The sequence below is a fragment of the Enterobacter sp. HSTU-ASh6 genome, from assembly GCF_026319105.1.
Classification (GTDB): domain Bacteria; phylum Pseudomonadota; class Gammaproteobacteria; order Enterobacterales; family Enterobacteriaceae; genus Enterobacter; species Enterobacter sichuanensis.
In genome coordinates this window covers 1-20,495 of sequence record NZ_WSPD01000022.1, presented here as the reverse complement: position 1 = coordinate 20,495, position 20,495 = coordinate 1, and the positions used below count along the sequence as shown (strand labels likewise).

Annotated in this window: 15 protein-coding genes; 2 read left to right on the top strand and 13 right to left on the bottom strand. The window is 58.8% G+C overall.

Annotation, left to right across the window (positions count from 1 at the left end; all coding sequences use genetic code 11):
• Positions 1-40: 40 nt before the first annotated feature.
• Positions 41-787 carry a GntR family transcriptional regulator gene (locus GM298_RS20290; protein WP_025760289.1) on the top strand — a complete coding sequence of 249 codons (747 nt, stop codon included), beginning with the start codon at positions 41-43 and terminating at the stop codon, positions 785-787.
• Here the strand turns inward: GM298_RS20290 and GM298_RS20285 are convergent.
• The 3 genes from GM298_RS20285 to GM298_RS20275 are packed head-to-tail and all read right to left on the bottom strand — an operon-like array spanning position 761 to position 3,989.
• Positions 761-1,714: a PfkB family carbohydrate kinase gene (locus GM298_RS20285; protein ID WP_266155142.1), complete on the bottom strand. Its 954-nt coding sequence runs from the start codon at positions 1,712-1,714 to the stop codon at positions 761-763. The genes GM298_RS20290 and GM298_RS20285 overlap by 27 nt on opposite strands.
• On the bottom strand, positions 1,711-2,715 hold the full coding sequence (locus GM298_RS20280; protein ID WP_266155140.1) for an ADP-ribosylglycohydrolase family protein: 1,005 nt from the start codon (positions 2,713-2,715) through the stop codon (positions 1,711-1,713). The genes GM298_RS20285 and GM298_RS20280 overlap by 4 nt, the downstream gene beginning before the upstream one ends.
• On the bottom strand, positions 2,712-3,989 hold the full coding sequence (locus tag GM298_RS20275; protein ID WP_094919095.1) for a nucleoside permease: 1,278 nt from the start codon (positions 3,987-3,989) through the stop codon (positions 2,712-2,714). The genes GM298_RS20280 and GM298_RS20275 overlap by 4 nt, the downstream gene beginning before the upstream one ends.
• A gap of 248 nt (positions 3,990-4,237) precedes the next feature.
• Here GM298_RS20275 and fbaB point away from each other — a divergent pair, with 248 nt between their 5' ends.
• On the top strand, positions 4,238-5,290 hold the full coding sequence (fbaB, locus tag GM298_RS20270; RefSeq protein WP_025760285.1) for a class I fructose-bisphosphate aldolase: 1,053 nt from the start codon (positions 4,238-4,240) through the stop codon (positions 5,288-5,290).
• Between the two features lie 53 nt (positions 5,291-5,343).
• Here the strand turns inward: fbaB and yegS are convergent, their stop codons facing one another.
• The 10 genes from yegS to GM298_RS20220 form a co-directional block, all read right to left on the bottom strand.
• Positions 5,344-6,243 (bottom strand): lipid kinase YegS, encoded by a 900-nt coding sequence (yegS, locus tag GM298_RS20265; RefSeq protein ID WP_025758702.1) that lies wholly within the window; start codon positions 6,241-6,243, stop codon positions 5,344-5,346.
• A gap of 161 nt (positions 6,244-6,404) precedes the next feature.
• Positions 6,405-7,010, bottom strand: coding sequence for a hypothetical protein (locus GM298_RS20260; protein WP_266155137.1), 606 nt, complete (start codon positions 7,008-7,010; stop codon positions 6,405-6,407).
• A 344-nt stretch (positions 7,011-7,354) separates the two neighbouring features.
• A complete protein-coding gene (yegQ, locus tag GM298_RS20255; protein WP_025758705.1) occupies positions 7,355-8,716 on the bottom strand; it encodes a tRNA 5-hydroxyuridine modification protein YegQ in 1,362 nt (453 codons plus the stop codon).
• Positions 8,717-8,870: 154 nt separating this feature from the next.
• Positions 8,871-9,203: a YegP family protein gene (locus GM298_RS20250; protein ID WP_025758706.1), complete on the bottom strand. Its 333-nt coding sequence runs from the start codon at positions 9,201-9,203 to the stop codon at positions 8,871-8,873.
• A 137-nt stretch (positions 9,204-9,340) separates the two neighbouring features.
• Positions 9,341-10,063: a two-component system response regulator BaeR gene (gene baeR, locus GM298_RS20245; protein ID WP_025758707.1), complete on the bottom strand. Its 723-nt coding sequence runs from the start codon at positions 10,061-10,063 to the stop codon at positions 9,341-9,343.
• Positions 10,060-11,463, bottom strand: coding sequence for a two-component system sensor histidine kinase BaeS (gene baeS, locus GM298_RS20240; protein WP_025758708.1), 1,404 nt, complete (start codon positions 11,461-11,463; stop codon positions 10,060-10,062). The genes baeR and baeS overlap by 4 nt, the downstream gene beginning before the upstream one ends.
• Positions 11,460-12,875, bottom strand: a complete 1,416-nt coding sequence (locus GM298_RS20235) for an MFS transporter (RefSeq protein WP_095450414.1) — start codon at positions 12,873-12,875, stop codon at positions 11,460-11,462. Before GM298_RS20235 ends, baeS begins: the two co-directional genes overlap by 4 nt.
• Complete coding sequence (mdtC, locus tag GM298_RS20230; RefSeq protein ID WP_266155134.1) at positions 12,876-15,953, bottom strand: multidrug efflux RND transporter permease subunit MdtC; 3,078 nt, start codon at positions 15,951-15,953, stop codon at positions 12,876-12,878.
• Positions 15,954-19,076: an MdtB/MuxB family multidrug efflux RND transporter permease subunit gene (locus tag GM298_RS20225; protein WP_262746144.1), complete on the bottom strand. Its 3,123-nt coding sequence runs from the start codon at positions 19,074-19,076 to the stop codon at positions 15,954-15,956. It abuts the gene before it with no gap.
• Positions 19,076-20,278, bottom strand: a complete 1,203-nt coding sequence (locus tag GM298_RS20220; RefSeq protein WP_045285614.1) for an MdtA/MuxA family multidrug efflux RND transporter periplasmic adaptor subunit — start codon at positions 20,276-20,278, stop codon at positions 19,076-19,078. The genes GM298_RS20225 and GM298_RS20220 overlap by 1 nt, the downstream gene beginning before the upstream one ends.
• Between the last annotated feature and the right edge of the window lie 217 nt (positions 20,279-20,495).

Here is a 20,495-nt window from a genome sequence, read left to right as displayed (position 1 = left end):
CTTATACTGGCAGAACACGTCACGCCTGAGAAAAACAGAGATGGAACAAGCGCATACCCGGTTAATCGCTCAATTGAATGAACGGATCGCCGCGCCCGATAACACGCCGCTGTACCTGAAGTTTGCCGAAACGGTAAAAAACGCGGTGCGCAGCGGGGTGCTGGAGCACGGTAATATTTTGCCCGGCGAGCGCGATCTGAGTCAGTTAACCGGCGTGTCGCGCATCACCGTGCGTAAAGCGATGCAGGCGCTGGAAGAAGAGGGCGTGGTGACGCGCGCCCGCGGCTATGGCACGCAAATCAACAATATCTTCGAATATTCCCTGAAAGAGGCGCGCGGTTTTTCCCAGCAGGTGGTGTTGCGCGGTCAAAAGCCGAATACGCTGTGGGTCAACAAGCGGGTGGTGAAGTGTCCGGAAGAGGTGGCGAATCACCTTTCCATCCCCCCCGAGAGCGAGGTATTCCTGCTCAAACGTATTCGCTACGTTGACGAGGACGCCGTCTCGATTGAGGAGTCATGGGTACCGGTCGGGTTAATCCCTGACCCGGATGCGATCGGTATTTCGCTCTACGATTACTTCCGCAGCCAGAATATTTTCCCGCAGCGTACCCGCTCGCGCGTCAGCGCCCGCATGCCGGACAGCGAGTTTCAGGCGCACATCAAGATGGATGAAAAAATACCGGTGCTGGTGATCAAGCAGGTTGCGCTCGATCAGCAGCACCGGCCGATTGAGTACAGTATCAGCTACTGTCGCAGCGACCTATACGTCTTTGTGTGCGAGGAGTAGCGCTTCGCGCGTCGGGGCGCAATCACCGCCACGGTGGCTGACCACCCACGCGGCGACCGCGTTGCCGAGCTGCACCGCGTCTGCCAGTGTCCATCCCGCGGCCAGCCCCGCAAGCGTACCGCCCGCATGGCTGTCGCCAGCGCCAATGGTGTCCACCACCGTGGCGGGAAACGCCGGAACAACACCTGAGGCGTTACCGTCATACCACGTAGCACCGTCTTTATCATGGCGCACAATCAGCGCGGCGCCGAAGCGCTCCTGCCATACCTCACCCAGGTTCTCAGCCTCCACATCCAGTCTTTCAGCAGCGATCTCCGCTTCCTGACGATTCAGCGAGACGATCGGCCTGCAGGCCATAATCCGTGCCATCAGCGCGTCAGGGATATCCGCAATGCGTGGGCCGAAATCGATAAACGCCGTCACGTCCCGCAACCCTTCCAGCCAGCCCGTCAGCAGCTCGCCGCACGGCGAGGCCAGCTGGTAGCCGGACAAATAGACCAGGCTGTTTTGCGGAACGTGAAGCGCAGCCAGCCAGCGCTGCTGCCACTGGTTCTCCACGCCGCTAAAGGACATAAAGGTGCGCTCGCCGTCAGGCTCCACCAGCGCCAGACACCAGCCGTTGTCGCCGGTTTCGGCCTCCACGGCGCTGTGCAGATCCTGCTTCGCCATCGCGTTACGAATAATATCCGCCCACACGCCGTGGCCGACAGGCAGGGCGTTTTGCGCCGAAATGCCGAGCCGCTTCAGAGCGATGGCGGTGTTCAGCGCGCAGCCGCCAATATTTACCCCCTGCTGTTTTAACTCGATATCGCACCCGCGCCAGGGCAGGGCCCAGGCGTCGGCGATGACGTCAATCACCGCCGCGCCCAGTACCGTCACCGGGCGCGTGGCGTGCAGGGTTTCCAGGCGTTGGGCAAATGAACTCATACCCCCTCCCTTTGCTCCCGGTAGTGCAGCAGTTTTTCGCAGTAATGGCCGAAATCAAGCTGATTGACGGCGTCGAGCTCGGCTTTAAGCGCCGGGTCAATGGCCTGCACGCCGTGGAGCGCCCCGCAGATGGCCGTCGCCATTGCGCCAATGGTGTCGGTGTCTCCGCCCAGGTTGGCGCATAACACCGCGCAGCGGTTCGGGTCTGTTCCCGCCAGTTCGACCATCGCGATGGCCGCCGGAACGGACTCAATGGTGCTGGTTCCCGCACCAGTCAACTGGTAAATCCGCTCGCTGGCGGAGTCGATACCGTTGGCTTCCCGTACGGTCTTCAGCGCCAGCTCAATACGTGCCGCCAGCGAGGCGCTGAAGGTAGTGGTTTTCGCTTCCTGGGCATAGCGGGCGATACCCGGCAGGGCATCGACGATGTTCTGCCAGCATTCCCCGTCGATGGCGCGTGAAACCGCCCAGGCAATAACCACCGCGCCGGCAATCGCGAGGTCAGATTTATGGGTCGGGCTGGAGGCCAGCGCCACCTGCGCGACAAAGTGTTCCAGCCGCGTCGCCGGAAGCAGGCAGCCCAGCGGGGAGGCACGCATCGCCGCCCCGTTGGTGACACCGTTATTTTCCAGCTCGCTGACCGGTTTCCCGTCACGAATAGCGTTGAGCGCGATTTTCGATGTCGGGCCAAGCACGTTCTTGTTAAAGGCGTCGAAATCGAGCGCCCAGCGCAGAATATGTTTGCCGATAACATCCGCGTTAATTTCCCCTTCGCACTCAATGATCGCATCCGCCAGGCACAGCGCCATTGAGGTATCGTCGGTGAACTCCGCGCGCTTAAAATAGCAGGCCGCGTTATTCTCTGCGGGGCCGGGTAAGAAGCGGTCTATCCAGCCGAAGTGCGCTTTGACGCGCTTTCGCGGCCACAGCTCCGACGGCATGCCCATCGCATCCCCTAACGCCTGCCCATAGAGGGCACCGAGAACACGTTCTTGTTTCATTTAACTTCCCCTTGTGTCAGCGCAGAATCGCCATCCACCACCTCAATTGCGGTGATCTCAGTGTCCGATTCGCGGAAAAACAGCATAAACAGCACGGCAATCACAGCAATCATGATCCCGCCGAATGTCCACATTCCGGCCCAGTTGAAGGTCAGCCCATTCACCGGCTCTTTGTATGCGAACATTTTTTCCATCATTACGCCGCCGAGGCGGTAGCCCAGCAGGCTACCAAACCCCTGACAGCAGAGCGTAATCAGGCCTTGCGCGGCAGTGCGCATATGCACCGGCGCTTTTTTATCCACGTAGATATACGCGGTAACGTAGTAGAAGTCGTAGCTCACCCCGTGCAGCAGAATGCCGAGGAACAGCAGGGCATAGGTGAAGTACTGCTCTGCGCCGCCGTAAACAAAGAAACCGTAGCGGATAGCGGCGGTGATCAAGCCCAGCAGCAAGACCTTCTTAATACCAAAGCGTTTGGTGAAGAACGGCAGCGCCAGCATGAAGAAGATTTCAGAGAACTGACCGAGCGTCATCCAGCCGGTGGCGTTTTTCATTCCCACTTCCGTGAGATAGCCGTTGGCGAAGATGTAGTAGAAGGCCAGCGGCATGGCGAACAGAAACGAGCAGAAGAAGAACACCAGGAAGTTTTTGTCACGCAGCAGGATCAGCGCATCCAGCCCCAGCATCACTTTGAAATCCAGCTTGCCGGTACTTTTCGGTGGCGTGTTCGGCAGGAACAGGGCAAACACGCCGAGCAGGGCGGAGCTGGCCGCGGTCATCAGCAATGGAATATTGGTATCGGAAATATCGCTGTAGCCCAGCATCTGCGGCAGGAAGCCGCACGCCAGCCCGGAGGCGATCCAGCCGATAGTTCCCATCACGCGGATGCGCGGGAAATCGGCCTCGACGTCGTCCACGTTGGCGAAGGCAATACTGTTGGTCAGCGCGATGGTGGGCATGTAGGTCAGGGAGTAAACCAGCAGCAGCGGGAAGAAGGTGCTGAACTGGGTTTGCTGTGCGGCGAAGTACATCAGAATCGCGCCGGCAAACATCAGCACCGCCAATACTTTCTGCGCGGCAAAGAAGCGGTCAGTCAGCGAGCCGACAAGAATAGGTGAGAGGATAGCGGCAATAGCGGTACAGGCGTAAGACCAGCCGATTTCCCCGGCGGTAAACCCGCTTTTGCTCAGCCACAGCCACAGCGGTACGAACCAGGCTCCCCAGATAAACCATTCAACAAACATCATGAATGACAGTTGGACTTTCGTTTTCATTGTTTAATCCTGCATGTCAGAGGGTACGCCTTTAACATACCATTCAATAATACCTTTTAAATACCTTTGTGGTGATTGTTTGATCAATGTAACAGTTTTGTTGTACACGAATCGAGCCAGCAGATTGTGCTGAAAAAAAATGCAAAAGGTGGAAAATCTGTTAAGTCGGTACCAGGCTTAGTCTGCCCAGAAATAATGGGACTGGATAAACACACACCGACACGACGTCGGACTTACGGGAGTATCACATGACTGATATTGCGCAGTTGCTTGGCAAAGACGCCGACAGCCTTTTACAGCATCGTTGTATGACCATTCCAGCCGACCAGCTTTATCTGCCTGGTCATGACTACGTCGACCGCGTGATGGTCGATAACAACCGTCCGCCTGCCGTGCTGCGAAACATGCAGACCCTCTACAACACCGGGCGGCTCGGTGGCACCGGGTATCTCTCTATTCTGCCGGTAGACCAGGGCGTTGAGCACTCGGCGGGTGCCTCTTTCGCGGCGAATCCGCTCTATTTTGATCCGAAGAATATTGTTGAGCTGGCGATTGAAGCGGGCTGTAACTGCGTGGCGTCCACCTATGGCGTGCTGGCCTCGGTCGCGCGTCGCTATGCGCACCGCATTCCGTTCCTCGTGAAGCTCAACCATAATGAAACCCTCAGCTACCCCACCGAATATGATCAAACCCTCTACGCCAGCGTCGAGCAGGCGTTCAATATGGGGGCGGTCGCCGTCGGGGCGACGATCTATTTCGGCTCTGAACAGTCCCGTCGTCAGATTGAAGAGATCTCTGCGGCGTTTGAGCGCGCGCACGAGCTGGGCATGGTGACCGTGCTGTGGGCTTACCTGCGTAACCCGGCGTTCAAAAAAGAGGGCGTGGATTATCATGTGTCTGCGGACCTGACCGGTCAGGCGAACCACCTGGCGGCCACCATCGGCGCGGATATTGTGAAGCAGAAAATGGCCGAGAATAACGGCGGGTACAAAGCGGTGAACTTCGGTTACACCGATGACCGCGTGTACAGCAAGCTGACCAGCGATAACCCGATAGACCTGGTGCGCTACCAGCTGGCGAACTGCTACATGGGCCGTGCGGGGCTGATTAACTCCGGCGGGGCGGCGGGCGGGGATACTGACCTGTCAGACGCGGTGCGTACGGCGGTTATCAACAAGCGCGCGGGCGGCATGGGGCTGATCCTGGGCCGTAAGGCGTTTAAGAAATCGATGGCCGACGGCGTGAAGCTGATCAATGCGGTGCAGGACGTTTATCTGGACAGTAAAGTGACGATTGCCTGACCTGAGGGCGAAATGTAGGCCGGGTAAGGCGTAGCCGCCACCCGGCAATACAATTAGCGGAGAAGCGCACAGTCCGGCGGCAACCGACACTGCAGCGCGCCGGGCAACACCTCAATGCGGAACTGCGTCCCGCTCAGCGGTTCCCCGTCAAGGTTAAAGGTCATCCCGTGCGGGGCATTCACTTCAAACCATGCCGATTTCCCGGCAATGATATTCGGACTCTCTTCCGGCTGCGTCAGCGTGGTAAACAGCGCGGGCAGCAGGCCGTCGCCCGTGAAAATCCGCAGCTGTAGCTGACCGTCATTAATCAGCGCCTCCGGGCACAGCTGCTGTCCGCCACCCGCCTGGCGTCCATTGCCAATGCCAATCACCAGCGCGTCGCCCTGCCACTGAAAATCCTCGCCGCGAATTTCGCAGCGGTCAGGTTTGAGGGTGTCCATGCGCATCAGGCCGTGGATCAGATATGACACGCCGCCCAGCGCCGCCTTCAGTTTTTCCGGCGTTTCGCTGGTGATGCGGGTGCCAAACCCGCCGGTCGCCATATTGATAAAGCAGGTTTTATCATTCACCTGAGCAATGTCCACGGAGGTAGCTTTACCGAGGATAGCCAGCTGAAGCGCCTTCGCTAACTCCTCAGGGATCCCGGCGCTGGTGGCAAAATCATTGGCGGTGCCGAGCGGTAAAATGCCCATCACCGGGCGGTTTGCCGGGGGCAGGTCGATAAGTGCAGAGGCGATCTCATTGATGGTGCCATCGCCGCCGCCGGAAATGATGGTCTTAACGCCCAGTCGAATGCCTTCATCGATGTACCGTGCTGCGTCACCTTTTTCGAATGTCACCCGGACGTGAATTCGCGCACCGTCTTCACGTAGTTCGGTTATTGCCTGGCGCAACAGATCGTTGCCTGCACTTTTGCCATTGAGAATCAATAAACTGTCTGGATAGGTTGCCATCCTCGCTGCTCCCTTTTTTAGCGTTAATAAGAGTGTATAGCAGAGAGAAAAAAAGCGGGTAAGAACAGGATGAAAGGCAAAAATAAGGCTGCGGAAAGGGGATTTATCCCCCTTCATGGCCTTCATCTTTTATATGCCGGTTCCTCAAAGGACTCATACCCTTAACGTTTGAGTCCTGCCGTTTGCTTTGCCTCTATTTTCAACTGCTTACGCCACACCCGATTATGTAGCGTTAGCGCAATTGAACGGTAAAAGACCGATGTATTCATCCACACGATATTCAGGCAGAAAAATCCCAATCCTAATAATGAGGTTATTTGCGGTGTGTAATTCTCTACAGAGCTGAATACAAGCGAAACCCACGTCCAGATAAAGTAAACGATGCTCATCAAGCCAGTCAGTGTAATGACAGAAATATGCAGTTTATATCCCGTTAAGGATCCTCTGGCAGTTAGAAACATCGTGCTCATCACAACTATGCAATACACCACTGCTGCAAGGAATACCCCCATCATTACCTTAAACTCAGGTAAGCCGAGCAGGCGAAATAGCAACATCCAGACAGAAACTTGTAGCATAGCGTAGCAAAAAATAGTGAGTAAGGTACTTATTGCTAAGGGTATGCCTGTCATATGTACACCCACAGGAACACCGAACTGACCTTTTAAGCGATCTTTCAATGATTCAAGCCGATGGAGATCGTCAGTCGCCATTTGACGTGTAATCAGAGTACTTAATGCAAGGCTCTTCTTGATGTATTTTATCATGTCCGGGTCAATTACTTCCTGTATATGAAAAAGACTGAATCAAACCAAAAACGTATTTTCCAGATTGTGTAATATTCTGAGAATTCCGGATTGTACCCGAGATAGCACTGCCCAACACCCTTCATATGGTGGGTCTTTGCAATTTGATTCTTAATAAGTGGACTGAACGGTGCAAAAAAATAAGCCCGCGTAAGGGAGATTACGCAGGCTAAGGAGGTGGTTCCTGGTACAGCTAGCATTTATGGGTTATGTTTTTCAGCGGGGGGATAATACCCGTATTGAACGAAGCGGTATGTGATCCGATTCTAAGAATTATCCCAGCGCGAAAAAATTTCCCTGATTAACTATTTGCCGTGTGGGTTTCGGGTGCTTTCACCGTTGAAATTACGCATCAGCAGCGCAAACTTCAGCTCCACCTCTTCCGGCACCGGCAGCCAGACGGTATGACCGTCCCCCGGCGCTACGTCAATCGCTTCGCCTTTGCCGTTTTCCAGATGCTCCAGCGTGAAGTTCATGTTGCCCTGCGGGGTCATCAGCTCCAGGCTGTCGCCTTTGGTGAACTTGTTTTTCACCGCTACGGCCGCCAGCGCGCCTTTACGCTCGCCGGTGAAGTCACCGACAAACTGCTGGCGCTCGGATACGGAGTAGCCGTGCTCGTAGTTCTGGTAGTCGTCGTGGGTATGACGGCGCAGGAAGCCTTCGGTATAGCCGCGATGCGCCAGGCCTTCCAGGGTCTCCAGCAGGCTGGTATCGAACGGTTTACCGGCGGCGGCATCGTCGATGGCTTTGCGGTACACCTGTGCGGTGCGCGCGCAGTAGTAATAGGATTTGGTGCGGCCTTCGATTTTCAGGGAGTGCACCCCCATCTGGGTCAACCGCTCGACGTGAGCAACAGCGCGCAGATCTTTTGAGTTCATGATGTAAGTGCCGTGCTCATCTTCAAAGGCGGTCATGTACTCGCCCGGACGTTTGGCTTCTTCAATCATAAATACGCTGTCGGTGGGCGCGCCGATGCCCAGTGTAGGCTCAACGTTAGTCACCGGGATAGGTTCATGCTTGTGGACGATATTGCCGATGTCGTCCTCTTTGCCTTCCTGGACGTTATATTCCCAGCGGCAGGCGTTGGTGCAGGTCCCCTGGTTCGGGTCGCGCTTGTTGATGTAACCAGAGAGCAGGCAGCGGCCGGAGTAGGCCATGCACAGCGCGCCGTGAACAAAGATTTCGATTTCCATATCCGGCACCTGGGTGCGGATCTCTTCGATCTCTTCCAGGGAGAGCTCGCGGGAGAGAATGACGCGGGTCAGCCCCATCTGCTTCCAGAATTTCACCGTCGCCCAGTTTACGGCGTTAGCCTGTACGGAGAGGTGAATATCCATCTCCGGGAAGTTCTCCCGAACCAGCATGATTAAACCCGGATCCGACATGATCAGCGCGTCCGGCCCCATCTCCACCACCGGCTTCAGGTCGCGGATGAAGGTCTTCAGCTTGGCGTTGTGCGGCGCGATGTTGACCACCACGTAGAATTTTTTGCCCAGCGCATGCGCTTCATTGATGCCGAGCTGCAGGTTCTCGTGGTTGAATTCATTGTTACGTACGCGCAGCGAGTAGCGCGGCTGGCCCGCGTAGACAGCGTCGGCACCATAGGCGAAAGCGTAACGCATATTTTGCAGCGTTCCCGCCGGGGAAAGGAGTTCCGGTTTAAACATGTTTGTTCTCGTTCTGATGACAGGTCAGATCCGCGTGCACACGGTGCAGCGGTAAGGGGAGATCCCCCACTTTAAGGGCGGGCATTGTAGCGCTGCGGGGCAGGAAGGTAAAGCGCCGGGTCGCGTCACCGTTCTCCCGGCGCGCGTCCTGCTGTCAGGTATTGTCTTTTACCGTCTGAGATGACCCGTTCGTTTTGACGGAGGCGATACCCTTATCACGCGATTGTTCCGTCGCATAAAGCTGGCTGCTGCCAATCACCTGATGATTACCCGCCCTGAGATTGAAATGGAACTTACCGTTCGAGGCTGTTTTCTTTTCGTAACGCTCGTCCTGCGGGCTGTTCGTGCGTACGGAAGCAATGCCGTTTTCGGCGGCACTTTTGCTGGTGTAAAGCTCGCTGGTCAGGATGATCTCCCCGTTTCCAGCTTTCAGCACAAACCTGAACTGACCATCACTGCTTTTACTTAATTCGAACCAACCAGACATAGGAACTCCTTGAGCGAAAGTAAAAATTATCAGCACCAGTTATAAGTAAGCGAACCGGTAAAAAGAGTATGGTTGATTCCGGGATGGATTCCAGAAAAGAAAAAACCCGCCAGAGGGCGGGTTTCAGAGGTGAAACGTCACACTATCCGGCACGCATCCGCTTCCCAGCGATACCCCACGCCATACACCGCGCGAATAAATGACTGTTCAGCGTCCAGTGCCTCCAGCTTGCGGCGCAGGTTTTTGATGTGGCTGTCGATGGTGCGGTCGGTCACGACACGGTAATCGTCATACAGGCGGTTCAGCAACTGCTCGCGGGAGAAGACTTTCCCCGGCTCGTGGGAGAGGGTTTTCAGCAGGCGGAACTCGGCGGGCGTGAGGTCCAGCAGCTTGCTGCGCCAGCTCGCCTGGAAGCGGCTTTCATCCACAATCAGCGGGCTTTGCGCGTCCAGCACCTGAAGCTCGCGCTGCGGTTTACAGCGGCGCAGAATAGTTTTCACGCGGGCGACCACTTCACGCGGGCTGTAAGGTTTGCAGATGTAATCGTCCGCGCCAATTTCGAGCCCCAGCAGGCGGTCGATCTCTTCAATTTTGGCGGTGACCATCACGATCGGCACGTCGGAGAAGCGACGAATTTCCCGGCACAGGGTCAGGCCATCGGTACCGGGCAGCATCAGATCCAGCAGGATCAGGTCCGGCGGCGTCTGGCGCACGTACGGCAGCACCTGGTCGCCGTGGCTAATCAGCGACGGGGCGTAGCTGGCCGCACGTAAATAGTCGATCAGCAACTGCCCGAGCTTGGGCTCGTCTTCGACGATCAAAATGCGCGGTGTGTTTTCGTCAATGGGTAACTCGGTCATACTTCTCTCGATAACTCCCGTTCCAGCGGTAACTCTACTGTAATGCTAACCCCGCCAAAAGGCGAATGGGCGGCGCGGATCGTCCCATTATGCGCCTCGACGATGTTAACGCAAATCGCCAGCCCCAGCCCGGAGCCGCCGCTGGCGCGGTTACGGGACCCTTCGGTGCGATAAAAACGCTCAAACAGTTTTTCCAGCTGCGCATCCTGCACGCCGGGGGCGGAATCCGCGAAGGTGAGGGCGAAGCGTCCGTTTTCCTGTTTGCCGGAGATATGCAGCCCGCCGCCGCTGTCGGTATAGCGCAGGCTGTTTTCCAGCAGGTTGTTGAACAGCTGCATCAGGCGATCTTTGTCGCCAAACACTACCGCGCTGTCCGGCAGGGAGAGATCAATCTTCAGATTGCGGCTGGCAAACCGTTCCCGGAAGGCGCCGCTGGCGACTTCAAGCACGTTGATCACATCGACGGGTGCCTTCTGGTAAGCCAGCGCCCCTTCATCGGACATAGAGAGCTGGTGGAGGTCATCCACCAGTTTGGTGAGCGTGCCCACTTCCGCCTGCAGAGAGGCCACTGATTCAGGCGTAAACTGGCGCACGCCGTCCTGAATGGCCTCCAGCTCGCCGCGTAGCACCGCCAGCGGCGTGCGCAGCTCGTGGGAGATATCGGCCATAAAATCGCGGCGCATCTGCTGGTTTTTTTCCAGGGTGCTGGCGAGCTGGTTAAAGTCCTGCGCCAGCTTGCCCAGTTCGTCCTGGCTGCGGGTGTCGACGCGGGTAGTGAAATCCCCGGCCGCCAGCTTGTGCGTACCTTCCACCAGCCGTTTTACCGGCGCGAGCAGACCACGCGCCAGCGGGAAGGTGGCGAGCGCGGCGAGCAGGGTGGAGAGGGCGACAATCAGCCAGCTTGTCCGGCGCTGCTGGCGGTCAAAGTTAATGTCGGTGTTGCGCGTCAGGCGCTCCACCGGCGAGGCGATCACCCAGCCGACGGTGGCGTTATTCACTTTAATCGCCCGGCGGGTGCCGTCCGGCGGAATTGGCGCGCGCGGGCCAACCAGAGGGCGCATCTCCTGGTCGATCACCCAGAACTGGGTACGCCAGCCGTGCGGCGGCATGCCCGGTCCCGGGCGGTCATCACCGGTGTCGTGCTCCAGCGAACGCAGGATCTGGAAAATAAAGCGGTCGTTATTGCGCAGAAAACGCCAGTTGCCGTGCTGGGCGTACTGTTCACTCAGCGCATCGCTTAAGCCCTGTAAACGCTGTTCATTGCCATGCTTGATGTAATCAATAAACCCGCGCTCGAAGCTGATCCGCACCGCCCAGTGCATGGTGATCAGCAGAACGATACAGGTGGCAAAAATCGCCAGAAAGAGCTTACCGGTAATCCCCGGACGCCAGAATTTCATGAGCCACTCCTTTTGCCGCGACCAATCACGACGTTCTTGCGGGTATCATCCGGCACTCGGGCGAAGATGAATGCGGGCAGGGCGATAATGACCGCCATGCTGAGATACGTATATAAAAAGACCTGATGTGCCACCGGCGTGTCGACGCTGAGGTGGTGCTGACCGTACATGCCGAGCAGCAGACCGGCGATAGTCACGCCGACGCTCATGGAGAGCTGCATGATCATCGACAGCAGGCTGTTGCCGCTGCTCGCCAGCTCATCCGGCAGGTCTTTCAGCGTCAGGGTATTCATCGATGAGAAGCGCATGGAGTTGATCACCCCCTGGCAGAACAGCACCAGCGGCAGGACGTAGTACCAGCCCATCAGCGCCACGGCCATAAACAGCAGGCTGACCAGCGCCAGGCCAAGCGTGGCGGCCACCAGCACGTGACGATAGCCAAAGCGGTTGACGACCTGCACCACGATGCGCTTCATCCCCATGCTGCCGAGCACCATCGGGATCATCATCAGGCCCGCGTGAAACGGTGAAAAGCCCATGCCGATTTGTAGAAAAACGGGCGTCATAAAGGGCAGCATGCCGCTGCCGACGCGTCCGGCAAAGCTGCCGAACAGGCCAAGACGGTAGGTGGGATTTTTAAACAGCGTCAGGCTGAACAGCGCCTTGTCGTTTCCTCTGGCGTGCCAGAGGTACCCCAAAATAGCGGTGAGGCCGAGGGCGACCAGGATACCCAGCGTCAGGGACGAAATCCCCAGCCCTTTTTGCCCGTCGAGGGCGAGGGTGAGCGTTGCCATGCCTGCGGCAAGCAGGATAAAACCAAAGAAATCAAAGCGCCGCGTCTGCATTTTATAGTTTGGCATCAGCGCCAGGGTGGCAATCGCGCCAACGATGCCCACCGGCAGGTTGATTAAGAAAATCCAGTGCCAGGAGGCATACTCCACCAGCACGCCACCCAGCGCCGGACCCAGCAGCGGTCCCACCTGGCCGGGCAGGGTGACAAAGGTCATTGCCGCCATGTACTGCTCGCGCGGAACAATCTTCATCACCGTTAACCGCCCGACGGGGACCATCATCGCCCCACCGATACCCTGCAGCACGCGCGCCATGACAAGCTGGTCGAGGGTATTGGCCTGGGCGCAAAACAGCGAGCCGGTGGTAAACAGCACGATGGCGGTGAAGAAGATATTCCGCACGCCGACTTTGTCGGCCAGCCAGCCGCTGGCAGGCAGCATCACGGCCACCGTCAGCACGTAGGAGACAATCACCATATGCATATGCAGCGGGCTCTCCCCCAGGCTTTTCGCCATCGAGGGGAGGGCGGTGTTAACGATAGTCGTATCCAGCGACTGCATAAAAAAGCCGAAGGCGACAATCCATAATTGCCAGCGAACGCTGCTGGGAAGCTCAGTCATTTACCCGGTCACCGTGGTTCTGTTTTTACGTGCAACGCGCAGCCGCAGGCGGTCAAAGAAAAGATAGACCACCGGCGTGGTGTAGAGCGTAAGCAACTGGCTCATCACCAGCCCGCCGACAATGGTGATCCCCAGCGGCTGGCGCAGCTCCGAGCCGTCGCCCCCGGAAATCACCAGCGGCAGCGCGCCAAACAGCGCCGCCAGGGTGGTCATCATGATCGGACGAAAACGCAGCAGGCAGGCCTGGAAGATGGCCTCTTCCGGCGACAGGTTGCCGTTGCGCTGGGCGTCCAGGGCGAAGTCGACCATCATGATGGCATTTTTCTTCACAATACCGATTAACAGCATGATCCCGATAAGCGCGATGAGGCTGAACGGCGCATCGAACAGCTCCAGCGCCAGCAGTGCCCCCACGCCCGCCGACGGCAGCGTCGAGAGGATGGTCAGCGGGTGCACGTAGCTCTCATACAGAACGCCCAGCACAATGTAGACCGTGGCGATGGCGGCCAGAATCAAAATCACCTGCGAGTTCATCGTCTCCTGGAACACCTGCGCGGTGCCGGCAAAGCTGCCGCGCACGGTGGACGGTACGCCAAGCTGCGTCATCGCCCGGTTGATCGCCTCGCTGGCCTCCGAAAGCGACGAACCAGCGGGCAGGTTAAAGGAGATGGTCGAGGCCGCCGACAGCCCCTGATGGTTCACCGACAGCGGCGCGTTGGCGGGCTGCCAGCTGGCAAAGTACGAGAGCGGAATCGCCTTGCCGTCGTTGTTGATGACAAACATTTTGTCCAGGGCGCTGATGTCCTGGGTGTAACGCGGATCAACCTCCATCACCACCTTATACTGGTTCATTGGCTGGTAGATGGTTGAAATTTCGCGCTGACCGAACGCGTTGTTCAGCAGGCTGTTGGCGGCTTCAACGTTAATGCCCAGCCGCGACATGGTTTCGCGGTCATAGGTCAGGGCCATCTCGGCGCCGTTGTCCTGCTGATCGGAGTTTACGTCCGCCAGTTGGGGCAGGGCGGCCAGCGCCTTGCGGATCTTCGGCTCCCACTCGCGCAGGGCGGCTAAATCGTCAGAAAGCAACGTGTACTGGTAGCTGGCGTTCGCCTGACGCCCACCGACGCGGATGTCCTGAACGGCCATCAAAAACAGGTTGGCGCCCGGCTCTTTGGCGAGCTTCACCCGCAGGCGGTCAATTACCTGCTGGGCGGTTTCATTGCGCTCGCCGCGCGGCTTAAGGGTAATAAACATCATCCCACTGTTCACGCGTGACCCGCCGGTAAAGCCGGTGACGTTATCCACGGCTTTGTCTTCACGAATGATCTTCATAAAGTCCTGCAGCTTGCCGCGCATCGCCTGGAACGAAATGCTCTGATCCGCCTGAATACCGCCCATCAGCACGCCGGTATCCTGCTCCGGGAAAAAGGTTTTCGGGATGGAGATATAGAGCCAGACGTTGAGCACGATGGTGCCGATCAGCACCAGACCGACAAGCCGGGTATGGTTCAGCACCCACTTCAGCGATTTTCCGTAGCCCTCCTGCATCGCCAGCAGAACGCGGCCAAAGCCTTTGCGGCGCGGCTGCGAGTGCGGCTTGCTGCGCTTAAGCATCCAGCCGCACATCATTGGCGTGAGCGTTAAGGAGATAATCAGCGAAATACCGATGGCGACGGAGAGGGTGACGGCAAACTCGCGCAGCAGCCTGCCCGGCAGCCCACCCATCAGCAGCAGCGGCAGGAACACCGCCACCAGCGACAGGCTCATGGAGAGCACCGTAAAGCCCACCTCGCGCGTCCCCTGCAGGGCAGCCTGCAGGGGTTTAACCCCGGCTTCCAGGTGGCGGGAAATATTCTCCAGCACCACAATGGCGTCATCCACCACAAAGCCCGTGGCAATCGTCAGGGCCATCAGCGACAGGTTGTTGAGGCTAAAGCCGCACAGATACATGGCGGCAAAGGTGCCAATCAGCGACACCGGCACGGCCACCGCCGGAATCAGCGTCGCCCGGCCGGAGCGCAGGAACAGGAACACCACAAGGATCACCAGCGCAACCGAGATCACCAGCGTTTGCTCCACCTCTTCCAGCGAGGCGCGAATGGTCGGGGAGCGATCCTGGGCAATTTGCAGATCGATAGCCGCCGGGATGGTCTGCTGTAGCTCCGGGAGGCGGGCGCGAATGCTGTTCACCGTCTCAATGATGTTGGCTTCCGGCAGCTTGCGGATCATCAGCAAAATCGCCGGTTTGGCGTTGGTCATCCCGGCGTTGCGCACGTCCTGCACCGAGTCGGTGACGCTGGCGACGTCGCTTAGGCGCACCGCCGCGCCGTTGTTGTAGTGAATGATCAACGGCTGATATTCTGCCGCGGTTTTCAGCTCGTCGTTGGTGTGGATCTGCCAGCGGTGGCTTCCGTCCTCAATCGCCCCCTGCGGTTTGCGCACGTTGGCGTTGCTGATGGCGGAGCGCACGTCGTCCAGCGACACGCCCTGGTTAAACAGCGCCTGCGGGTTTAACCCCACGCGCACCGCGGGCAGAGAGCTGCCGCCGACGCTTACGTCACCGACGCCGTTAATTTGTGAAATTGTCTGCGCCAGCTGAGTGGACGCAAAGTCGTACAGCTGGCCCTGCGAGTAGGTATCCGAGGTCAGCGTCAGGATCATGATCGGCGCGTCGGACGGGTTGGCTTTCCGGTAGGTCGGACGGCTCGGCATCCCGCTTGGCAGCAGGCTTTGCGCGGCGTTAATGGCGGCCTGCACGTCGCGCGCCGCGCCGTTGATATCCCGGTCGAAGCTGAACTCCAGAATGATGCGCGTACTGCCGAGCGAGCTGCTGGAGGTCATCTCGTTGACCCCCGCGATCCGCCCGAGCGAGCGCTCCAGCGGCGTGGCAACGGACGAGGCCATGGTTTCCGGTGACGCACCCGGCAGCGAGGCGCTGACCATGATCACCGGGAAATCCACCTGCGGCAGTGGCGCTACCGGCAGCAGCCGGAAGCCCAGCACGCCGCACAGCGTAATGGCGAGCGAGATTAATATTGTCGCCACCGGGCGATAAATGAAGAGGGCGAAAAACTTCACTTATGCCTCCTCTTCACGTTTCGGGAAGCGGCTTTTGGCCCACAGCGCCAGGCGGTCAAACAGCAGATAAATCACCGGCGTGGTGAACAGCGTCAGCACCTGGCTCACCAGCAGACCGCCGACCATGCCAATGCCCAGCGGACGACGCAGCTCCGCGCCGACGCCGGTGCTCAGCATCAGCGGCAGCGCCCCCAGCAGGGCCGCCAGCGTGGTCATCAGGATCGGGCGAAAACGCAGCAGGCAGGCCTGGAAGATGGCATCACGCGGCGACATGCCCTGCTCGCGCTCGGCGGCCAGGGCGAAGTCGATCATCATGATGGCGTTTTTCTTTACGATCCCGATAAGCAGGATGATGCCGATGATGGCAATCACGTCCAGCTCGCTCCCCGCCAGCATTAAGGCCAGCAGCGCCCCCACGCCCGCCGTCGGCAGGGTGGAGAGGATGGTGATTGGGTGAATAAAGCTTTCGTACAGCACGCCGAGCACGATATACATCGCCACCACGGCGGCGACGATCAGCCAGATGGTGTTGCCCAGCGCGGCCTGGAACGCCAGCGTGCTGCCCTGGAACTGGGTCTGAATATCAGCCGGGAAGCTTACCGCTTTTTCCGCCGCCTGAATGGCCTCCACCGCTTCGCCGAGTGAATAATTGTCCGGCACGTTGAAGGAGATGGTGGTGGACGGGAATTGATCCAGATGGTTAACCGACAGCGGGGTGTAGCGCTCTTCCACCGTCGCAATCGCGCTCAGCGGCACAATCCCACCGTCTTTGCTGGTCAGGCGCACCGAGTCCAGCCCCGCCAGGCCCGGCGTGTTTTCCGTGTTGTGCTCCAGCACCACGCGATACTGGTTCGCCTGGGTGTAGATGGTGGAGATCAGACGCTGCCCGAACGCGTTATACAGCGCGTTATCCACATCCGCCATAGTGATGCCCAGGCGGCTGGCGGCGTCGCGGTTGACGTTTACATACGCCGCCAGCCCTTTGTCCTGCCAGTCGCTGCTGACGTCGGAGAGCTGCGGCAGGGTATTAAGCTTATCCACCAGCTGCGGCACCCAGGTGCTGAGCGCGTCCAGTGAGGTGGCCTGCAGCGTGAACTGGTACTGCGTACGGCTGACCTGGGTATCGATGGTCAAATCCTGAATCGGCTGCAGGTAAAGCTCCACGCCCGGCACGCGGGCGACGGCGTTTTGCAGCCGTTCAATCACGGTGTTGACGCGATCGTCACGCTCATCCAGCGGCTTGAGGTTGATCTGCAGACGCGCGCTGTTCAGCGACGGATTGGTGCCATCCACCCCCACGTAGGCGGTCAGGCTTTCCACGGCCGGATCCTTCAGGACGATCTCAGACACCTGCTGCTGGCGCTGGGCCATGTTGGCGAAGGAGACCGACTGCGGGGCCTGTAGCGTACCCTGAATAATGCCGTTGTCCTGGATCGGGAAGAAGCCTTTCGGAATGAAAATCCACAGCATCACGCTGAGCGCCAGGGTTCCCAGCGCCACGCCGAGGGTGGCCCATGGATGGTTGAGGACTTTCGCCAGTACGCGACCGTAGGCGGCAATAATCCGCTCGAACATGCGCTCGGAGGCGCGCGAGAAACGGTTTTGCTTGCGCAGTGATTCGTGGCTCAGCATGCGTGCGCACATCATCGGCGTCAGGGTCAGTGAGACCACGGCGGAGATCAAAATGGCGACCGCCAGCGTCACGGCAAACTCGCGGAACAGACGCCCGACGATATCGCCCATAAACAGCAGCGGGATCAGCACCGCAATCAGCGAGAAGGTGAGCGAAATAATGGTAAAGCCGATTTCGCCTGCGCCTTTCAGCGCGGCGGCCAGCGGTTTTTCACCTTTCTCGATATAGCGCGAGATGTTCTCGATAACGACGATGGCATCGTCCACCACGAACCCGGTGGCGATGGTTAGCGCCATCAGCGTCAGGTTATTGATCGAAAAATCAAGGAACACCATGACGGCAAATGTGCCCACCAGCGAGAGGGGGACGGCGACGGCGGGAATAATGGTTGCCGGAACGTTACGCAGGAACAGATAGATAATCATCACCACCAGCGCAATCGCCAGCATCAGCTCAAACTGGGTGTCGGTGACCGAGGCGCGAATGTTGGTGGTGCGGTCGGAAAGCACCTTCACACTGACCGATTTCGGCAGGCTTTCAATCAGCTGCGGCAGCATCGCGCGGATGCTGTCGGCAGTTTCGATAATGTTCGCCCCAGGCTGGCGCTGCACGTTCATCACAATCGCCTGCTGTTTGTTAGCCCACGCCCCCAGCCAGCTGTTCTCCGCGCCTTGTTCCACGGTCGCCACATCGCCCAGACGCACCGGGGCGCCGTTCTGGTACGCGATGATCAGCTGACGGTATTCATCGGCGGACTGCATCTGGTCGTTGGCAGAGAGCGTCACGGCGCGGGTCGGGCCGTCCAGCGAGCCTTTTGCCGAATTGACGTTGGCATTGCTGATGGCGCTGCGGATGGTTTCGCTGGTCAGCCCCAGCGCGGCAATTGCCTGCGCGTTCAGCTTAACGCGCACCGCCGGGCGCTGTCCGCCCGCCAGCGTGACGAGCCCGACGCCGGAGACCTGAGAAATCTTCTGCGCCACGCGAGTTTCGACCATGTCTTCGACCTGGGTCATCGGCAGGGCGGAGGAGGTGACGGCAAGGGTCATGATCGGCGGATCCGCCGGGTTCACTTTGCTGTAGACCGGCGGGTTAGGCAGGTCCGACGGCAGCAGGTTGGTGGCGGCGTTAATCGCGGCCTGAACCTCCTGCTCGGCGACGTCCAGCGACAGCGTAAGCTGGAACTGCAGCGTCACCACGGATGCGCCCCCGGAACTCTGGGAGGACATCTGCTTTAATCCCGACATCTGGCCGAACTGGCGCTCCAGCGGGGCGGTGATGGCGGAGGTCACCACGTCCGGGCTGGCGCCGGGATAAAGCGTCACCACCTGAATGGTGGGATAGTCCACCTCGGGCAGCGCCGAGACGGGCAGAAAGCGATAGCCGATAATCCCGGCGAGCAGGATCGCCACCATCAGCAGCGTGGTGGCGACAGGGCGGAGGATAAACAGGCGTGACGGCCCACCTGTGGAGCCTGGCGGCATCACCTGCATCAGGAGGTCGCTCCCTGTTTCGCCGGTTCTACCACTTCCACTTTGGCCCCTTCGGTCAGACGGTCAATGCCGTCGGTGACCACGCGGTCGCCTGCGGAAAGGCCCGCGCTGATCACCACCGTCTGGCTGTCCTGAATCCCGGTTTTCACCAGATGCTTGCTGACTTTATTGTCGCTGTTGAGCACCCAGACGAAGTTGCCTTCGTTACCCATCTGCAGCGCAGCGGTGGGGATCACCACCGCGTTCTCTTCGGTCGCTACCAGCATGCGCGCATTGACGAACTGGTTCGGGAAGAGGGCATCGTCCTGGTTATTAAAGCGCGCCTTTAGCTTGATGGTGCCGGTGGTGGTGTCGATCTGATTATCCAGACTGAGCAGGGACCCTTCGCTCAGTTTCTGCTTATTGGTGCGGTCCCAGGCTTCAACCACCAGCCCTTTGCCGGCTTTTTGCGCCTGCACTACCGTGGCAATATCGCTTTCCGGCAGGGTAAAGACTAAATCAATCGGGTGGGTTTGGGTGATCACCACGATGCCGGTGGTATCCCCGCTTGAGATCTGATTGCCGATATCCACCTGCTTCAGGCCGACGCGGCCGTCAATCGGCGCGGTGATGCGGCTCCAGTCCAGCTGCAGCTGCGCGCTGGCTACCGCGGCTTCGTCAGCCTTAATGGTGCCCTGCGTTTCGCTGACCAGCGACTGCTGCGTGTCCAGCTCCTGACGGGAGACCAGATTGGTTTTCACCAGCTGCTGGTAGCGCGCTAAATCGCGCCGGGCGTTGGCGAGGGTGGCTTTGTCTCTCGCGAGCTGCCCCTGCGCCTGGGCGAGGGCGACCTTAAACTGGCTCGGGTCGATTTCCGCCAGCAGATCGCCAGCTTTGACCTGTTGGCCTTCCTGGAAGTGAATGGCCATCAGCTGGCCGTCGACGCGGCTGCGCACCGTCACGGTGTTGGCGGCGGTAATGGTCCCGAGTCCCGTAAGATAGCGAGGAACGGCTTTATTCACCGCCGTGGCCGCCTGGACCGGTGCCAGCGCGCCGCCACGCATACCGTGACGCCCTCCGCCAGCCGGGCGCTGTGGCTGGCTGGTGGCACCGGCGGGTGCGGCGGAGTTCGCGGATTGACTGTGCCAGTACCAGGCGGCGGCAAGGACCACCACAATGATGCCAGCGGCGATTGCCCAGCGGGATTTGTTACTGCCTTTCATCGTTATACGTTCTCATCCTGAATACTTCGGGGAATGATACTAGTTTAGTCAGGCAACACAGCGGAAAAATGGAGGAAATATGGAAGACTGTCGGGAATTGTCTGAGTGTGGTGGTCTGTGTTTTCTCCCTCTCCCTGTGGGTGTACAGTCCGGGGACATGGTAGACAGGTGTTCGGGGACATGGTGAACACTTTTTAACATCCTTTACCCATGGTGA